This is a genomic window from Acinetobacter sp. AYS6, assembly GCF_025630795.1.
Lineage (GTDB): Bacteria > Pseudomonadota > Gammaproteobacteria > Pseudomonadales > Moraxellaceae > Acinetobacter.
The window spans coordinates 231,534-249,821 of record NZ_JAOTNV010000009.1 but is presented as its reverse complement, the minus strand read 5'-3'; the positions used below and the strand labels follow the sequence as shown (position 1 = coordinate 249,821).

Below are 18,288 nucleotides of genomic sequence, written 5' to 3'. Positions count from 1 at the left end.
ATTTTACAGCAAGTTATTATCTTGAGCCTGAATTGGAGGAGGTGTAGGTTTGCCTAGTGTTCCTAAAAGTTCAATCTCGATATTACGGACCATTGCGTCTAAAGGTAAATCATTACTTTGAGTACCGAAAGGCTCTTCAATTTCTGAGCTGAGTGCATCAAGACCTAAGAATGTATATGCCAAAATTCCAACCAGTAAAGGGGTTGCTAAGCCAAGCAATGAACCCAGACTAAACGGCAACATAAAACAGAAAAAATAGACAGTGCGGTTGAGCAAAACTGAATAGGCAAATGGAATAGGCGTATTGGCGATTCGGTCACAGCCAGTTTGCACGACACTTAAATCTGAAACATTTTTATTCATCTGCGCATAGATGATGTCAGAGATTTCACCTTCTTTAAGTGCTTGTAATAATTCCCAGTGTATAAGGCTCAATGTGTACTGAGGGGCATTATTTTGCTGATAGAGTTGAGTAAGTGCCTGCTGGCTCATACCACTGGTTTGTATTAACTCTGTTGGGTTCGCAGTCTGACGACGTAAACGGTCACGTAACACGTTAGCAAAAACAATCACATGCTGAATGACACGTTCACGACGGGCCTGAGTCAAAATTCGGCAATCACGGTCAAAATGACGTGAAGTTGCAATTAAAACGCCCCATAATTTTCGGGCTTCCCACCAACGGTCATAACATGCAGTATTTTTAAATCCTAAAAAAATAGAAAGTACGACACCAATGAGAGTAAAGCCAACCAAAGGAATTTCTGGAAAGCGATAAAGATTGATATATTCCACGCCACCAATGATTGCCGAGATCAACATAACAAACCCTAAGGAGGGAAGAATTTTGGGTAAAATCGTCCCTCGCCAAGAGAATAAAACTTTGAAAATACTAGGTTGATCACGAACAATCATTTTATTTTAAGCATCACTATTTTTGTTTTGATCTTCTAGGCTTAGTTAAGCTTTGTCAATATTATTGAACTGATATTGGTGCAGGGTTGAGCAGTTGTTGTTCAGCAAATGAAAAGCTTCCTTCTGGTGAGATAATAAAATGATCTAAGAGGCGTATTTCGACAAGTTGACAGGCATTTTCTAGTTGCTGGGTTAAGGCAATATCTTCGGCAGAAGGCTGCGCCAAACCAAATGGATGATTGTGTGCAATAACGAGCTGACAAGCATGTTGTTGTAAGGCGTAACGTAAGGTTTGATTGACCGAAACCGCACAATATTGCATTGAGCCAAAGAATAGCTTTTTAAAATGCAGCTTTCTTAATTCTGGGTCTAGACACAGCACGGCAAAGACTTCTTGTTTTTCACCTTTTAATTCATAGCGCAAATAATCTAAAACTAAATCAGAAGAATGAAGACTGAGATCATTTTTCTGAAAGTGATGATCGAGATAACGCCGTCCGAGTTCTTTGACTGCCAGTAATTGTGAATATTTTGTTGCTCCAATTCCATTAAATTGAGTTAATTCACTTAACGATGAATCAAATACTGCATTTAGGCTGCCAAAATGTTGAATGAGTAAACGTGATAATTCGACTGCTGAATGTTGCCTTGAACCTGAGCGAAGAAAAATCGCCAATAGCTCTGCATCAGAGAGACTTTGAGGGCCTTGTTGTAATAACCGTTCTCTTGGCCGCTCTTGTTCGGGCCAATTTTTAATAGAAGTATTCATATTCCCCAGCATAATTCGCTTAAAATTTTATTTTGTTTGCCCAATCAATCTTGGGTCTGCGCGTATTTAATGCTATTGTGAGCGCCACTGCAACAGTAAGGTATCCTGTTCGTGAGCTTTGATCTAAGTGTTATTCCTCATAAAAACATCGTTTTAGCTGTTACTGGCGGAATTGCTGCCTATAAAAGTGCCATCTTAGTCCGCCGCCTCAAAGATTATGGCTTTGACGTGCGTGTGGTCATGACACATGGTGCTCAGGCATTTATTACCCCACTAACTTTTCAGGCTCTTTCTGGTAATCCTGTCCATACTGAACTTTTAGACCCTGCGGCTGAAGCTGGAATGGGACATATTGAATTAGCACGTTGGGCTGATTTATTACTGGTTGCGCCTGCAAGTTGCGATACTTTGGCAAAATTTGCGCATGGTTTAGCAGATGACTTGCTCAGTACAGTATTTTTGGCCACAAAATCTCCTGTATGGGTTGCGCCTGCCATGAATCAGCAAATGTGGGCGGCCAAAGCTACACAACGAAATTTACAAACCTTGGTCGAAGATGGTGTGCATGTGATCATGCCGGATGCGGGTGAGCAGGCGTGTGGTGATGTTGGTTTAGGTCGAATGCCAGAGCCAGAAGAAATTGCCAAGCAAGTGGCTGGTTATTTCCATCAGGCTCAACGTGCCATCGCTGAAAAATTTGGTTTGTTAGCTGGAAAGCGAGTTGTGATTACTGCTGGGCCAACGCGTGAAGCGATTGACCCTGTTCGTTATATCTCGAACCATAGTACTGGTAAAATGGGCTTTGCTTTAGCGGCTGCTTGTTACGCTGCTGGTGCACAAGTGACTCTGATTGCTGGACCTGTAAGTTTAGATACACCGAATGGTGTAAAAAGAGTAAATGTTGCCTCTGCAAGACAGATGTTAGATATCAGTATGGACTCGTTAGAAACAGGCTGTGATATCTTCATTGCAACTGCCGCAGTCGCTGATTATCGTGTAGCAGAAGTTGCCGAGCACAAAATTAAGAAAGCAGGGGACGAGTTGAATGTTTCCCTTGTAAAAAACCCGGATATTGTGGCAACCATTGCAGGTCAGGAAAAGCGTCCATTTATGGTGGGCTTTGCAGCTGAAACACAAAATGTTGAAGAATATGCGGCAGGAAAACTGGTTGCTAAAAAACTCGATATGATTGCGTGCAATGATGTGTCACGTGCAGACATTGGTTTTGCTTCTGATGAAAATGCGATGACGGTTTTCTTTGCTGAAAACTATCACATGAAAAAGCGTGAGTTAGAAAAAGCATCTAAACAAGAAATTTCTCAACAGTTGGTTGAAGCAATTTCGGATGCATTGCGCCGTAAATAATATGTTTTAAATAAAAAAACCGCGAATTAATCGCGGTTTTTTTATATGTCTTACTTTATCCAACTTAAGGAATGTCATCTTCAAATTCAGGTTTAACCTGAACGATGAAGTCCTGACGGTTAAGACCACGCCATAAGGCAAAAGCTGTACCGATATAAATTGAAGAGTAAGTACCTACAAAGACACCAACAAACATTGCGATAGAGAACCAGTGTAAGCCATCACCACCTAAGAACATCATTGCTAGAACGACTAGCAATAAGGTCATTGATGTATGAATGGTACGACGTAAAGTCTCGGTTAATGCAATATCGACGATTTCACGAGGAGTCGCTCCGCGAATTTTACGGAAATTTTCACGGATACGGTCTGACACTACAATGTTATCGTTAAGCGAGAAGCCAATAACAGCAAGTACCGCAGCTAAAACAGTAAGGTCAAACGGCCACTGGAATAATGCAAAAGCACCAATAATAATGATGATGTCGTGGAATAGAGACATTACGGCACCCATTGCGAGCTTAAACTCGAAACGGATCGTCACGTAAATCAACATTAAGATAAGTGCAAGGGCAACCGCACCAGCAGAACGAACATAAAGCTCGTTACCTACTTGACCACCTACAGAGTCCACTTTATGAACTACTGCGGCATTGTTTGGTAATTGCACAGCCTTATTGATGGCATTACTAAGGTCTTCGACCTTAATATCTTGTACAGGCATGCGCACGATTAAGTCTTTATTACTACCTAGCGTTTGCACTACAGCATCTTTAAAACCAGCTTTACCAAGTGCCTGAACGACTTCAGACTGATTTGCTGGTTGAGCATAGTTCAACTCGACAGAGACACCACCAGTAAAGTCCAAACCGAGGTTAAGACCTTTAGTCGCAATAAAGAAAATACTCGCCAATGTAATCAGGATCGAGAAGATTGCCGCAGGTTTAGCAATCTTCATGAACGGGATGATTTTTGCATCATCCGGACGAGTATATTGTTTTGATTCTTGTTGAGTCATTTTAGTCATCATCGATCTCCTTAAATGCTCAACTTTTTCAAGTTACGGCGTTTACCATAAATGATTTGTACAATTGCGCGAGTCACTGTAATTGAAGTAAACATCGAACACACAATACCAATCATTAATGTTACAGCGAAACCTTTAATTGTGCCTGAACCAATTGCAAACAAAATGAAAGCAACGAGGAACGTCGTTAAGTTAGAGTCAAAAATGGTGTTATAGGCTCGATCATAACCGGCCACAATGGCCTGCTTGGGCGAGGCTCCCCAGAGCATTTCTTCTCGAATACGTTCACAGATCAATACGTTAGAATCGACTGCCATACCAATGGTAATGACGATACCTGCAATACCCGGTAAGGTAAGGGAGGCTCCAATCCATGACATAACCGTTAAAATCATTGCCAAGTTAAACACAAGAGCAAAGTTAGCGATTAAACCGAATAGACGGAAGAAAACCACCATCCAGATTGCAACAAGCAAGAAGCCGATTTGAGTTGATAATACGCCTTTATCAATATTTTCTTGACCAAGACTTGGACCAACCACACGTTCTTCAACAAAATACATTGGCGCAGCCAAAGCACCTGCACGTAGCATTAATGCGAGTTCTGCTGCTTCTTGAGGAGAACTTAAACCGGTAATACGGAAAGTTGAACCTAAAACGGCCTGAACAGTTGCAGCATTGATGACTACAGATTCAGTGTATGGAGTACGAACTTCTGTTTGTGCACCAGTTTTAGGATCTGTGACATAAGTAATTTTTTGCTTATTCTCGATGAACAATACCGCCATGCGTTTACCAACAGCATTACGAGTTGCATCGGACATCAGCTTACCGCCAGCACTGTCGAGGGTAATATTTACCTCGGCACCACCAGAGTCTTGGCTAAAGCCAGAACTTGCATTTTGAACGCGCTCACCAGTCAAGATACGATTACGTTGCAACAAAAGTTGACGACCGCTATCTAAAGACTCATAAGCAAAAACTTCTGTGCCCGGAGGTAAAGGCTGACCATTATATTTACCTGTATATGGGTCAATATATTGATTATTTGAGTCAGAAACCAAGCGGAATTCGAGGTTTGCAGTACGGCCTAAAACACGTTTAGCTTCAGCTGTATCTTGTACACCCGGTAATTCAACAACAATACGGTTGCTACCCTGACTTTGTACCAATGCTTCTGCAACACCAAGTTCGTTAATACGATTACGTAATGTTGTTAAGTTTTGGTTTACCGCATATGACTGGATTTCTTGGCGACGTACATCAGTATAAGAAAGCTTCAAAGTAGAACCTGTAGAGCTTGCTAATGCCTGTTGGGTATATTCATTCCCATTACGACGTAGAAAATCCATTGCTGCATCACGGTCAGCATTGTCAGCAAATTGAACAGTGATTACATTGTTTGTTAATGCAAGACTATTAAATTTGATTTTGTTTTCACGGAACTGACGACGCAAATCGGTGGCAGAGGTTTCCATACGTTGGGCAACGGCTTTGTCCATATCTACTTCAAGCAAGAAGTGGACACCACCACGTAAGTCCAAACCAAGTTTCATTGGTTTTGCGCCAATCTTTTGCAGCCATTCCGGTGTGGTTGGTGCAAGGTTTAGGGCGACAACATATTGATCACCTAAGTCACGGCGTAATACTTCTTTTGCTTTCAACTGCGCTTCAGAAGAGCTGACACGCAAGAGGGCAGCATTATTTGTAAAAGTATTATCGTGACTTGCAATATTTGCTGTTTTTAAAATTTGCTCTGCTTTTTGCACCACACTTTGATCAATTTGGGTACCAGCTTTGGCACCGGAAATTTGAACGGCGGGCTCATCCGGATATAGACTAGGCAGTGCGTATAATGTACTGACTACCAGAACAACCAGAATCAGTAAATATTTCCATGCAGGGTAACGCATTCGCTTTCTTCTTAAATGAAAAAGCCGTGCTAAAGCACGACTGTTTTATGATTAAAGGTTATTTAGAGTGCCTTCAGGTAATACTGAAATTACGCTGGCACGCTGAATTTTTACTTCTACACCACGGCTAAGTTCAACAACTGCATAGTCACCTTCAATTTTGGTTACTTTGCCCATTAAACCACCAGCGAACACAACTTCACTACCTACACCTAAGCTCTCGATTAAAGAACGGTGCTCTTTAGCACGCTTTGCTTGAGGACGCCAAATTAAGAAATAAAAGATTGCAACGAATACAACAATCATCAAGATGTTTGGCAAAATACCTGTAGTTGGGCCAGCTGCCGGTGCTGCATGTGCAGCAGAAATTAAAAAGCTCATTTTGATTTCCTAAAGTTAAAAATATGAGTCAGATACCTGACATAATCCTAATTCGTTTTGCAATTTACCTTGTCTTGAGGTTGAGCGCAAATCGGGCTTATTCATCAACCGGACATGGTGGAACTTCTAATCCACGACGGGCATAAAAGTCCTGAACAAATTCATCAAAGGTGCCATTGTCTAATGCATCACGCATACCTTCAGTTAAACGTTGGTAATAACGTAAGTTATGAATAGTACCGAGCATAGACGCTAACATCTCTCCACATTTTTCAAGATGGAATAGATAAGCACGGGTAAAGTTCTTACAAGTATAGCAATCGCAATGTGGATCGAGCGGGCTCTGGTCATGGCGATATTTACTATTACGAATACGTACCAGACCATCAGTGACAAAATAATGACCGTTTCGCGCATTACGGGTTGGCATTACACAGTCGAACATATCGACACCGCGGCGCACCGCTTCAACGATATCTTCCGGTTTACCAACGCCCATTAAGTAACGTGGTTTGTCCTGTGGCATTTTGCTTGGTAGATAATCTAAAACTTTGATCATCTCATCTTTAGGTTCACCTACAGATAAGCCGCCAATCGCATAACCATCAAAGCCAATTTCAAGAAGGCCATTTAAAGACTCATCACGTAAGTCTTCATACATACCGCCTTGAATAATGCCAAATAATGCATTCTTATTTTTGAGTTCATCATGATGATGGGTTTTACAACGTTTTGCCCAGCGTAAAGAAAGCTGCAATGATTTTTGTGCTTCTTCATGAGTTGCAGGATACGGTGTACATTCATCAAAAATCATGACGATGTCAGAGTTCAAAACTTGCTGAATTTCCATAGAAATTTCAGGCGATAAAAATACTTTTGAACCATCAATCGGCGAGCGGAAAGTAACACCTTCCTCTTTGATTTTGCGCATTGCGCCAAGACTAAAAACCTGGAAACCGCCAGAGTCAGTCAAAATTGGCTTATCCCATTTAATAAAGTTATGCAAACCGCCGTGTTCTTTAATCACTTCAAGACCTGGGCGCAAATATAAATGGAAGGTATTTCCTAAAATAATTTGTGCCTGAATGTCTTCGATATCACGTGGTAGCATACCTTTGACTGTGCCGTAAGTCCCCACTGGCATAAAAACAGGTGTTTCAACAACACCATGCTCTAAAGTTAAACGACCACGACGGGCGCGCCCCGACTGACCTAATTTTTCAAACTTCATCTAAAAATCCTGAACACGAGCAGAGGCGAAGAAACAGTTCGCTGCTAAAAAGAGAGCTATTTTCCTTGATTCTGCGACGTAGTTCTACTACTAAATGTAGCCGTTATATAAAAAGATGGGAGAAACTAAGGATAGCTGTTATTGCATCGATATTTTAATGAAGGAAATATCTAAACTTTAGATTTATAAAAATTCTAATTCATTGGGCAGAGCTGAGCGATATTGCTAAACATACACATCCTTTTATAAGAGAGAGGAGACGTTTAACAATATCGATCAATATATTAATTCTTAAACTTCTAATTTATCAATCAGCATTGCATCGCCATAACTAAAGAAACGATAGCGGCTTTTAACTGCATGTTCATAGGCAGCCAAAATGTTGTCTCGATTTGAAAGTGCTGATACCAACATGAGCAGAGTAGACTCAGGCAAATGGAAGTTAGTAATTAGACGGTCTACGATGCAGAACTCATAGCCAGGATAGATAAAGATTTGCGTGTCGCCAGTCCAAGCTGCAATTTTACCGCCATGAGCTTGTGCTGCACTTTCTAAAGCACGTGTTGCAGTTGTACCAACGGCAATCACTTTATTGCCACGCGCTTTAGTCGCCAAAATTAAATCAATGGTTTCTTGAGGTACATCACACCATTCACTGTGCATGACATGATTGGTAATATCATCAGTACGAACAGGCATAAATGTGCCAGCACCGACGTGTAAAGTCACAAAAGATTTTTGAACATTTTTTTGCTCTAACTTTGCTAGTAACTCTTCGTCAAAGTGCAAGCTGGCAGTAGGAGCGGCAACACTGGCAATTTTTTCAGGATTATGAAAAACCGTTTGATAGCGTTCAGTGTCAATTTCTTCTGCTTCACGGTTAAAGTAAGGCGGAATAGGTAACTGTCCATATTGCTCAAGAACAGGCAAGATGGGCTGTGAAAACTCAACCACAAATAAGTTTTCGTGACGGCCACGTACAATCACAGGAATATTATCTGCACCAACAAAAAGCTCGGCGCCTGCTTTAGGCGAGTTACTTGATTTGATATGGCAATATGCTGTTGTGTGGTTCAGCATACGCTCAACCAAAATCTCAATAGCACCGCCTGTAGAGCGTTTTCCTTTAAGTCGAGCTTTCATGACCTTGGTGTCATTAAGCACCAATAAATCACCTTCTTCGAACAGATCGATAATGTCTGTGAACATGTGATCGTGATATTGACCCTTTGAGTCTAAGTGCAACAACCGTGAAGCACTACGTGATTCAAGAGGGTAACGGGCAATAAGTTCATCAGGTAATTCAAAGGAAAAGTCAGACAGTTGCATATTTGAGAAAAAACACCGCAAAAATTGTGCCTAGTATAAACTTTTTCGCTTTTTTATGGCTGTGCTTCTGACCTAAATCATGAAAAATGTTTAAATGATCTAAAAGTGAACGATAATATTCACTTAGGGTTTGACAAGTTTTACAAACGCGCTAATATACGCAACACAAACATACTTCCTCTCCCGAGGTGGTGAAATTGGTAGACGCGGCGGACTCAAAATCCGCTGTCAGAGATGACGTGTCGGTTCGAGTCCGACCCTCGGGACCATATTCAGAATCGCAAGATTCTACGAGAACCCCTAAGCTAACGGTTTAGGGGTTTTTTGTTGGCTATAAAAAGTTGTTTGATCTTAAGAAATTACGACCTCATAATTTGGCTCCGAGGGTCGGACTCGAATCTCGAGCTATAAACGTAGAAGTTATAAAAATCTTTCAATTTTTATTCTCATAAAAGCCCTTATTTTAATATGAGGCGAGTTTAATATAAGCCAAATTAAACTCGCCCCCTAAGCGCTTATTCAAACAGTACTTTTAAGCCGCTTTCTACCATTTTACGAACTCGCATTTCCAACATGTTTCAACTCTCCACGTTCAAACATTTGTTGTATTTTTCTAAAACATACCCACTTTATGTATCTGAAAACCTTTAATTGAAACTTCACATTTCTATTTCGAAAAGAACGTTGCTCTTTTTATGTACTGTGTTAAAGTTTGTAGTAGATCATAATGATTATAAGTACATTTTTAAGAGCGTTTCCGACCAAAAACGACAAAATCTGTGAGGCGGGCAATGACATTCCAGCGTTTAGAACTAAATCAGGTTGAGCAATTAAGTGCTTGTAGAATTTCTCTGTTGCTTGGCTTAAATGCTGAGCAGAACTATATTGAGCAATTTTTCCGGTTTAGTCTTCGACTTTTGAAGTGTAAAAAAGCCTTATTAACTTTTAATCAAGAACCTTACTTTTGGCATCATTGCCCAGAAGGCATGACGGCAATTTCTTTTAAGCCTTCGAAACATTTAAAACAGTGCTTTGCCAAACAACAGGTGATTAATCACTTACATCCTTCTTATCAAAATTTAACCAATTATTTAAAAGAATTAAATATCGAGTGTAGCAGGGCGTTGGCCGTGCATCTTTTATATCCTGATAAAACCTCTATGGGCTTCGCTGTCTTTTTTGATGACGATGCAGCTAAATTTGAAGATGACGATATTCAATTGCTGCTCGATTATTGTTCTACTTTTATGCAGCAAGTCGAGTTGAAGTTTAACTATGAAGAGTTAAACGAACTCTATGAGCAACAGGTTGCGATTAATTCAAGTAAAACTAAATTTTTCTCGATCATTTCGCATGACTTGCGTGCACCATTTCATGGACTACTCGGGTTTTCTGAGGTACTCGCCAAAGAACGTGAAACTTTAGATGAATCTAGCATTCAAAATATTGCTGACTATTTATACGACACTTCGCAATCGACCTATAACTTGCTTGAAAGCTTACTCACATGGGCGATGGCAGAGGGTGGGCGTTTTGTTTATCACCCGATTAACTTTAAGCTTAGACAAGTCAGCAATATCGTTTGTGATGTTTTGCGTACCTTAGCGTTGAAAAAAAATATTGAACTGGTGAATGATGTGCCAGAAGATTTAAAAATCTATGCCGATATCAATATGATGACCTCTGTGATTCAAAACTTGGTGTCAAACGCACTGAAATTTACAGATGTTGATGGATCGGGCAAAGTCTTTATTGAAGCTAGACAGGCTGACAAAAATATAGAAATAACAGTTCGAGACACAGGTCTAGGTATGACCGAACAGCAAATGGCAAATTTGTTCCATCCACGTATTACAGCCAGCTTTAAAGGAACCGCAGGTGAAAAAGGTGCGGGTCTTGGTTTGAGTCTTTGTAAGCGTTTTGTGGAGATTAATCAGGGGCAAATTAATGTCAGCTCCAAAGAAGGCGTAGGAACGTCATTTAAAGTTTTATTACCTTCTGCTCAGGAAAGCCACGAGACTCATGCCGAACATTACTCTTCAGCAGAAGCAAAATTAGTCTAATCCCTTTTCTTACCGCTACTCGAACTGCTATAACTAAAAACAGAGTACGAGGAAAAGAGCTTTTTATATGAATGCGGAGCAGTTACAAAAAACATTGCGTGCTAGTCAGTACGCAGAACAAGTTTTAGGCCTGCATCAGGCTGTTTTAGAACAAGATTACCAAATAGATCAATTTACTGCACCGCTCTCGACTGAACAGATTTATCAATTTGTAGAAACCACATTAGATGGAATTGGGGACGAAACGTCTTGGATGCGTGGATTACGCATTTTAAGAAGTCGTTTAATGTTCCGTTGGATTTGGCAAGATGCCAATCAGCTTACCGATGTTGTCACACTCACACGCGAACTTTCTGATTTTGCCGATGCCAGTATTTGTGCGGCAAAAGATTTTGCACGTGTAGCACTTGTGGCTAAACACGGTGAACCGATGAGTTACTCGGGCAAAGTTCAAGATTTGATTGTTATTGCCATGGGTAAACTTGGTGCGCAAGAGCTTAATCTGTCGAGTGATATTGACTTGATTTTTGCCTTTGATGAACAAGGTGAAACCAATGGTCGTAAATGCATTGATGTACAGCAGTTCTGTATTTTATGGGGACAAAAGTTAATTTATTTACTTGAACACATTACCGCAGATGGTTTTGTATTCCGAGTCGATATGCGTTTACGCCCTTGGGGGGATGGCTCGGCATTGGCGATTAGTCATGCAGCTCTGGAAAAATATTTAAGTCAGCATGGTCGTGAATGGGAGCGCTATGCGTGGATTAAAGCACGTGTTGTAACTGGTGGTAAAGAAGGGCAAGACTTGTTGGAAATGACTCGTCCTTTTGTGTTCCGTCGCTATGTTGATTACACCGCTTTTGCCGCTATGCGCGATATGAAAGCGATGATTGAGCGTGAAGTGTTACGTCGCCATATCGAGGATGATATTAAACTCGGAGCGGGTGGTATTCGCGAAATTGAATTTATTGTTCAGGTGTTCCAGTTGATTTACGGTGGCTCTAAACGTGAATTGCAAGACCGCCAGTGTTTAGTCAGTCTTGAGCACATTGGTGAAGCAGGTTTGTTAGAACGACAAGCCGTTTTAGAACTAGAAGATGCCTATTTGTTTTTGCGCCGTGTTGAACATGCGATTCAAGCCCTCAATGACCAACAAACCCAGCTATTGCCAGAAGAAGCAGACCTAAGACAACGCATTATAGATACCTTGGGTTTTGCGAGTTGGAATGAATTTATTGATGTTCTTAACGAGAAACGCCAGAAAGTAAAAGTTCAATTTAAGCAACTCATTGAAGATACAAGTTCAAATGCAGCAACTGAAAATTTTGGGCAATTAGAGCAACAGTTAGATGAAGTGCTAGATGACAAGGCGAAAAATCTGATTCATGAGTTCTGGCACGGGCACGCAATCAAAAAACTACCTTCAAACGCGGTTCAGCGATTAAAGACATTCTGGCCTCATTTAATTGAAGTGATTTTACAGTCTGACCAACCTCAAACTGCACTTTTGCGCTTAATGCCACTGATTGAATCGGTCATGCGCCGGACCGTGTATTTAGTCATGCTGATTGAAAGTAAAGGGGCATTGCAACGCTTAGTGAAAATGGCGACGGTAAGTCCATGGATTTGCGAAGAGCTAACGCAATATCCAGTACTGCTTGATGAGTTTTTATCGATGGGCTTTGAGTTGCCAAAGCGTAAAGACTTAGAAGACTCATTACGTCAGCAGTTGCTTCGTATTGAGATCGATCAGGTTGAAGACCAAATGCGAGCACTTCGACTGTTTAAAAAGAGCAATGTACTCACTGTTGCTGCAAGTGATGTATTAGCTGAAAGCCCACTCATGAAAGTGTCTGATGCATTAACTGATATTGCGGAAGTCAGTGTCAATGCAACCCTTCATTTGGCTTATCAAACAGTAGCAAAGCGCCATGGCTATCCATGTGATGTCGAGGGGAAACGTTGTTCACTCGATTATAAAGCCTTTGCTGTTATTGGTTATGGCAAGGTGGGTGGCATTGAGCTTGGCTATGGTTCTGACTTAGACCTTGTCTTTATTCATTATCTAGATGAACAATCCGATACGGATGGAACTAAGTCTATTAGTGGCTTTGAGTTTGCAATGCGTGTTGCTCAAAAGTTTATGTCGCTTATGACCACTCAAACCCTTGATGGCCGTGTCTATGAAATTGATACACGTTTAAGACCTTCCGGTGAGGCCGGTTTATTGGTGACAAGTTTGAAAGCCTATGAACACTATCAGTTGAAAAGTGCATGGCTTTGGGAGCATCAGGCACTCGTTCGTGCGCGCTCTATTGCTGGCGATGAGGAGCTTTGCCAGAAATTTGAAATATTTCGCCGCGAGATATTGACTCAGTCTAGAGATGAGGCTTATGTTCGTGAAGAAGTGTTGAAAATGCGTCAGAAAATGAAAGACCACCTAGGTTCATCTTCTGAACAGAAAAAACATGGTATTTTTCATTTAAAACAGGACGCAGGTGGTATCGTAGATATCGAATTTATGGCACAGTATGCTGTACTTGCATGGAGCGGGACTAACCCTGATCTCGCCCATTATTCTGATAACGTAAGAATTTTAGAAGATGCTGCTAAAGCAGACTGCTTATCCAGTGAAGATGCCACAGCATTAATTCGAGCCTATCTTAGTGAACGTGCCGAAAGCCACCGCTTAGCCCTTGCAAATCAATCCATGCAAGTAAGCGCAGCGGACTGGCGTAGTACCCGTGCGGTCGTTTGCAATTTATGGCAAAGATTAATAGACCCAACCGCCTCGGTTGAGTTGGATAGTGAATGATTTTATAACAATTTGGAGTGTTCCATGAATTTGGCTGATCGTGATGGTTTTATTTGGCAAGATGGGCAATTAATTGATTGGCGTGATGCAAAGATTCACGTTTTAACACATACTTTACACTACAGTATGGGCGTATTTGAGGGTGTTCGTGCTTATGAAACCCCTAAAGGTACTGCCATTTTCCGTCTGCAAGACCACACAAAACGTTTGTTAAATTCAGCAAAAATTTATCAAATGAAAGTACCGTATGACCAAGCAACACTTGAACAAGCACAAATTGATGTTGTACGTGAAAATAAACTAGCTTCTTGCTATTTACGTCCGCTTATTTGGATCGGTTCAGAAAAACTTGGTATTGCAGCAACGAATAACACGATTCATGCTGCAGTTGCAGCATGGGCGTGGGGCGCATACCTTGGTGATGAAGCAATGGCGAATGGTATTCGCGTTAAAACTTCATCATTTACTCACCATCATCCAAATGTGACCATGTGTAAAGCAAAAGCATCTGGTAACTACACATTGTCAATTCTTGCTCATCAAGAAGTTGCACATTCTGGTTACGATGAAGCGATGTTAATGGACCCACAAGGCTATGTGTGCCAAGGTTCTGGTGAAAACGTATTCTTGATTAAAGATGGTGTTTTACATACTCCAGATATTGCTGGTGGTGCACTTGATGGTATTACACGTCAAACAGTAATGACGATTGCTAGAGATCTTGGTTATCAAGTTGTTGAGCGTCGTATTACACGTGATGAATTCTACATTGCAGATGAAGCATTCTTCACTGGTACTGCTGCGGAAGTAACGCCAATTCGTGAATATGATGACCGTCCAATTGGTGCAGGTGGCCGTGGCCCAATTACTACTGAAATTCAAAAGACTTACTTTGATGCAGTTCAAGGTAGAAATCCGAAATATGAACACTGGTTAACTTACGTAAAATAAGTTAATCCGTTAACATAAAAAGGCGAACATAAGTTTCGCCTTTTTATTTTTGGCTTCGGGAGCTTTTATGCATATTGTCTATGTCTCTGATGGTAAGGCAGGGCACCGTTCACAAGCATTAGGCTTGTTTCAGGCAATGCAAAGACAACAGCCAGAAACAACTTTTGAAGAGGTCCTCATTGCTGATTTACCGATTATTTCTTTAATTCAGGCGCTTTTCTCTTCAAAAAAATCTTTATTAAAAAAAGTACCCGATTTTATATTTGGAGTGGGAAGCCACACTCATTTTCGTGTTTGGCTACTCGGCAAAATTTTTAGAAAAGCCAAAACTATTATTTTGATGAAGCCTAACTTACCTGTGGTTTGTTTTGATTATGCTGTTATTCCAGAGCATGACGGTATTCATGCAGATAGCCATGTGATTGTTACGCGTGGTGCATTAAATCCAATTCTTAATGAAAACCGCCATCAAAAAGACCGAATTTTAATTGCTTTAGGTGGTTCCTCTAAACGACATCAATGGAATCAAGATAAAGTATTAAGCAGTGTTCAAAAAATTGTTGAGAATAATCCAGACGCTGAAATTATTCTGACGACGTCACGCCGAACGCCACCAGAATTTATCGATATTTTAAGACAGCAAAGCTTTGCCCCGCATTTACAAATATTTCCGGTTGAGCAAACCCCTCAAGGCTGGATTTTCGAAGAAATGCAAAAAGCAGAAGCTGTTTGGGTGACAGAAGATAGCGTATCTATGATTTTTGAGGCGCTTACTGCGGGTTGTCGAGTTGGGGTAATGGCAATGGACCGTTTGAAAGATGACCGCATTACCCACTCAGTTGATCAAATGTTAGAATCAAAATTAATTTCACAGCAGACTTGTGTTGTACAGTTACCACAACCTTATGCTTTTAAAGAAGCAGACCGTGTGGCAACATATCTTTTAGCGAAAAATTAAATTTTTTATTTTGAGTAAATAAATGAAAATATTGCATATTGCGAATTTTGGCTTTAATAAACAAGGCGCCCATTTTTACTGTACAGACCGTAAAATTTCTGCCGGATTAATTGAAAATGGCCATTTCGTTTATGATTTTAGTTTTCGTGACATGGCTCGAATGGGAACCATTTTTAAAACAAAAAAACTGGGTGCCAATTGGGCCAATAAAGAAGTATTAAAGGTCGTTAATAATATTGAACCTGATCTGGTACTCATCGGGCATAGTGATTTAATGAGTCCGGATGTTCTCAGACAGATTAAAGAATCTTATCCAAATACTAAAATTGCATTTTGGTATGTTGACCCGCTTTATCTTGAAAGCAAACTCGACTTTGTTAAAGCATTCTCGCCATATTTAGATGCTATTTTCTGCACAACCGGTGGCGAATATCTAGAAAAATTAAAACAACCTCATTTAAGCGTGGCCTATTTGCCAAATGTTGGTCATCGTAATGTAGAGACCCTACAACAATTTTCAAACCCGAACACGGACAAGACCTTTATTTTTTGTGGCGTGGTTTATAAAGAACCTGAGCGTGAAAAGTTCTTAAAGGACTTGGCAGATGCATTGCAACAGGGTCATGTGAACTATCAATATTACGGCTGTTTTGAGCAGCCGGGTGTTTACGGTAAAGCGTATTATAAAGTTTTGTCTGAAACAAAAATGGGACTCAATTATTCACGCCGTAACGATGTAACCTTGTATAGTTCTGACCGTATTGTACAACTGACTGGTAATGGTTTACTCACTTTTAGCCCAAGAATTCCGGGTTTTGAGAAACTCTATACCGAGCAGGAAGTTGTTTACTTTGATGATCAGTTTGATTTAGCCAAGAAGATTCAATTCTTTGATCAGAACCCAGAGCAGGCTGAAAAAATAGCGAAAGAGGGGTGGGAGAAAACACGCAAATCTTTCAATGCTAAGCGCATCACCCAATTTATGGTTGAAGTGACATTTAAGCAGCCCCTTTCAGAAGATTATGAATGGTCACATGAGGTGTATGCATGATGTGGTTTTTGTACGTTGCGGTAGGCCTACTAGCACTTGCTGCACTGTTATATGTGCTGGGTAATTATACTTTCTGGCTTCCGTTTCGTTCGAACAAATTACCACGCATTGTGATGTTGCATCAGGTCACTCCTAAAGATGCAGCCTCTGGTATGAACATGCCTCCGGAAAAGTTTGAACAACTCTTAAAGTTGTTGACGCGTAAAGGAGCTACTTTTTGTTTTGTCTCTGAGCTTGAACAATATCGTAATCAAAAAAATGTCGTTGCTTTAAGTTTTGATGATGGCTTTATGGATAATTATCTTTATGCCTATCCATTACTTAAAAAATATAATGCAAAGGCAACCATTTATTTGGCGACGCAAATTGAAGGCATCGAAAAGCTCACTCATGAACAAATTCATGAAATGGCGAATTCAGGGTTCATTGAGTTTGGTGCACACACACAACATCATGTGAACTTACTTAAGCTTGACGATCAAACCGCTTATGATGAGATGCTTCAGTCTAAACGTGACGTTGAAGCATTAGTTGGGAAGTGCCCAAGCTTTGCCTATCCATTTGGTCGATTTAACGAAAAACATCAGAAAATGGCCGAAGAGATTGGCTTTAAAAACGCTGTATCGACGCGTAAAAAAATCGAAGCGTATGAGGCAGGCAATCAATTTAATATTCCACGTGTCAGCACGCATGGTGCCATGAATGCTTTACAGATGCGTATCGCCCTTGCTAAAGGACGTTATAAGTTATGAATAAAATTCCATGTAGTGTTTACATTGTCACTTTAAATTGTGGTGCTTGGTTAGAGCGGACTTTGCAAAGTGTCAGTGAGTTTGATGAAGTTATTATTTTAGACTCAGGTAGTACTGACAATACTTATGAAATTGCACAGCGCTTTGATAATACGAAAATTTCTCACCAAGACTGGCAAGGCTATGCTGGGCAAAAAAGTTTAGCTTTAGCACAATGCCGAAATGATTGGGTACTGAACTTAGATGGCGATGAAGTCCTATCTGAAGAGTTAAAACAAGAGATAGTTGAAACGATTCAGCAGAACAAGCTTGATGCTTTAATCACGCCGATTAATGATGTATTTTTAGGTGTTCCCAACAGCAAGCATACTAAAAAACATGCAAAGGTGCGCTTTTTTCGCAAGTCTAAAGGGCATTATGACCTTGCAAATAAGGTCCATGAAAATGTGATTGTGGAAGGTGAATCACAGCGTGCGCAACATGATATTTATCACTATGGCGAGTCGAGTATTTTCGTTAAAGTCGAAAAAAATAACCAATATTCTAATTTAAAGGCTTTAGAAAAATACCAAAAAGGAAAATCTCCAAGCGTTGCAAAATTGGTTTTGGTCATGCCAGTGACTTTCATGAAGTCTTATTTTATTCGCCGCAGTTTCTTAAATGGTTGGCGTGGTTTCGTAAATAGTATGATTAACGCGTTTTATGCTTTTTTAAAAGAAGCCAAACTATTTGAACAGACCATGAATAAAGATAAAAAATAAGTAG

15 protein-coding genes and 1 tRNA gene are annotated in these 18,288 nt (G+C 40.4%); 9 read left to right on the top strand and 7 right to left on the bottom strand.

From position 1 onward, the window contains the following. Positions 1-3: 3 nt before the first annotated feature. Positions 4-915 carry a bestrophin family protein gene (locus OD757_RS15630; RefSeq protein ID WP_034677927.1) on the bottom strand — a complete coding sequence of 304 codons (912 nt, stop codon included), beginning with the start codon at positions 913-915 and terminating at the stop codon, positions 4-6. Between the two features lie 61 nt (positions 916-976). Continuing rightward, positions 977-1,696: a RadC family protein gene (radC, locus tag OD757_RS15625; protein WP_081400046.1), complete on the bottom strand. Its 720-nt coding sequence runs from the start codon at positions 1,694-1,696 to the stop codon at positions 977-979. A 99-nt stretch (positions 1,697-1,795) separates the two neighbouring features. On the opposite strand from radC, the gene coaBC reads away from it, so the two are divergent. Next, the gene (coaBC, locus tag OD757_RS15620; RefSeq protein WP_009389455.1) at positions 1,796-3,049 is read left to right on the top strand and encodes a bifunctional phosphopantothenoylcysteine decarboxylase/phosphopantothenate--cysteine ligase CoaBC; all 1,254 of its coding nucleotides are present in this window, start codon (positions 1,796-1,798) and stop codon (positions 3,047-3,049) included. A 64-nt stretch (positions 3,050-3,113) separates the two neighbouring features. Here coaBC and secF read toward each other — a convergent pair whose 3' ends face one another. From secF to queA, 5 genes are all read right to left on the bottom strand, one after another. Next, complete coding sequence (gene secF, locus OD757_RS15615; protein WP_263032428.1) at positions 3,114-4,079, bottom strand: protein translocase subunit SecF; 966 nt, start codon at positions 4,077-4,079, stop codon at positions 3,114-3,116. 8 nt (positions 4,080-4,087) lie between these two features. Further along, positions 4,088-5,989 (bottom strand): protein translocase subunit SecD, encoded by a 1,902-nt coding sequence (gene secD / locus OD757_RS15610; protein ID WP_009389460.1) that lies wholly within the window; start codon positions 5,987-5,989, stop codon positions 4,088-4,090. A gap of 51 nt (positions 5,990-6,040) precedes the next feature. Continuing rightward, entirely contained in the window at positions 6,041-6,370 is a 330-nt protein-coding gene (gene yajC / locus OD757_RS15605; protein WP_003655131.1) for a preprotein translocase subunit YajC, read from the bottom strand. A 97-nt stretch (positions 6,371-6,467) separates the two neighbouring features. Continuing rightward, complete coding sequence (tgt, locus tag OD757_RS15600; protein ID WP_263032427.1) at positions 6,468-7,601, bottom strand: tRNA guanosine(34) transglycosylase Tgt; 1,134 nt, start codon at positions 7,599-7,601, stop codon at positions 6,468-6,470. Between the two features lie 291 nt (positions 7,602-7,892). Further along, positions 7,893-8,930, bottom strand: a complete 1,038-nt coding sequence (gene queA, locus OD757_RS15595; protein WP_032055417.1) for a tRNA preQ1(34) S-adenosylmethionine ribosyltransferase-isomerase QueA — start codon at positions 8,928-8,930, stop codon at positions 7,893-7,895. 182 nt (positions 8,931-9,112) lie between these two features. Here queA and OD757_RS15590 point away from each other — a divergent pair. The 8 genes from OD757_RS15590 to OD757_RS15555 all read left to right on the top strand — a co-directional run bounded on the left by OD757_RS15590 (position 9,113) and on the right by OD757_RS15555 (position 18,284). Next, a tRNA-Leu gene (locus OD757_RS15590) sits at positions 9,113-9,199 on the top strand. A 522-nt stretch (positions 9,200-9,721) separates the two neighbouring features. Next, positions 9,722-10,993 carry a sensor histidine kinase gene (locus OD757_RS15585; RefSeq protein ID WP_009389428.1) on the top strand — a complete coding sequence of 424 codons (1,272 nt, stop codon included), beginning with the start codon at positions 9,722-9,724 and terminating at the stop codon, positions 10,991-10,993. A 67-nt stretch (positions 10,994-11,060) separates the two neighbouring features. After that, positions 11,061-13,811 carry a bifunctional [glutamate--ammonia ligase]-adenylyl-L-tyrosine phosphorylase/[glutamate--ammonia-ligase] adenylyltransferase gene (glnE, locus tag OD757_RS15580; RefSeq protein ID WP_263032426.1) on the top strand — a complete coding sequence of 917 codons (2,751 nt, stop codon included), beginning with the start codon at positions 11,061-11,063 and terminating at the stop codon, positions 13,809-13,811. 24 nt (positions 13,812-13,835) lie between these two features. After that, positions 13,836-14,762: a branched-chain amino acid transaminase gene (locus OD757_RS15575; RefSeq protein WP_017392416.1), complete on the top strand. Its 927-nt coding sequence runs from the start codon at positions 13,836-13,838 to the stop codon at positions 14,760-14,762. Between the two features lie 67 nt (positions 14,763-14,829). Then, positions 14,830-15,720, top strand: a complete 891-nt coding sequence (locus OD757_RS15570) for a mitochondrial fission ELM1 family protein (RefSeq protein ID WP_263032425.1) — start codon at positions 14,830-14,832, stop codon at positions 15,718-15,720. A 22-nt stretch (positions 15,721-15,742) separates the two neighbouring features. Then, on the top strand, positions 15,743-16,771 hold the full coding sequence (locus tag OD757_RS15565; protein ID WP_009389348.1) for a glycosyltransferase: 1,029 nt from the start codon (positions 15,743-15,745) through the stop codon (positions 16,769-16,771). Next, on the top strand, positions 16,768-17,523 hold the full coding sequence (locus OD757_RS15560) for a polysaccharide deacetylase family protein (RefSeq protein ID WP_263032424.1): 756 nt from the start codon (positions 16,768-16,770) through the stop codon (positions 17,521-17,523). The genes OD757_RS15565 and OD757_RS15560 overlap by 4 nt, the downstream gene beginning before the upstream one ends. Next, a complete protein-coding gene (locus OD757_RS15555) occupies positions 17,520-18,284 on the top strand; it encodes a glycosyltransferase family 2 protein (protein ID WP_263032423.1) in 765 nt (254 codons plus the stop codon). Before OD757_RS15560 ends, OD757_RS15555 begins: the two co-directional genes overlap by 4 nt. The last annotated feature ends 4 nt before the right edge of the window (positions 18,285-18,288 follow it).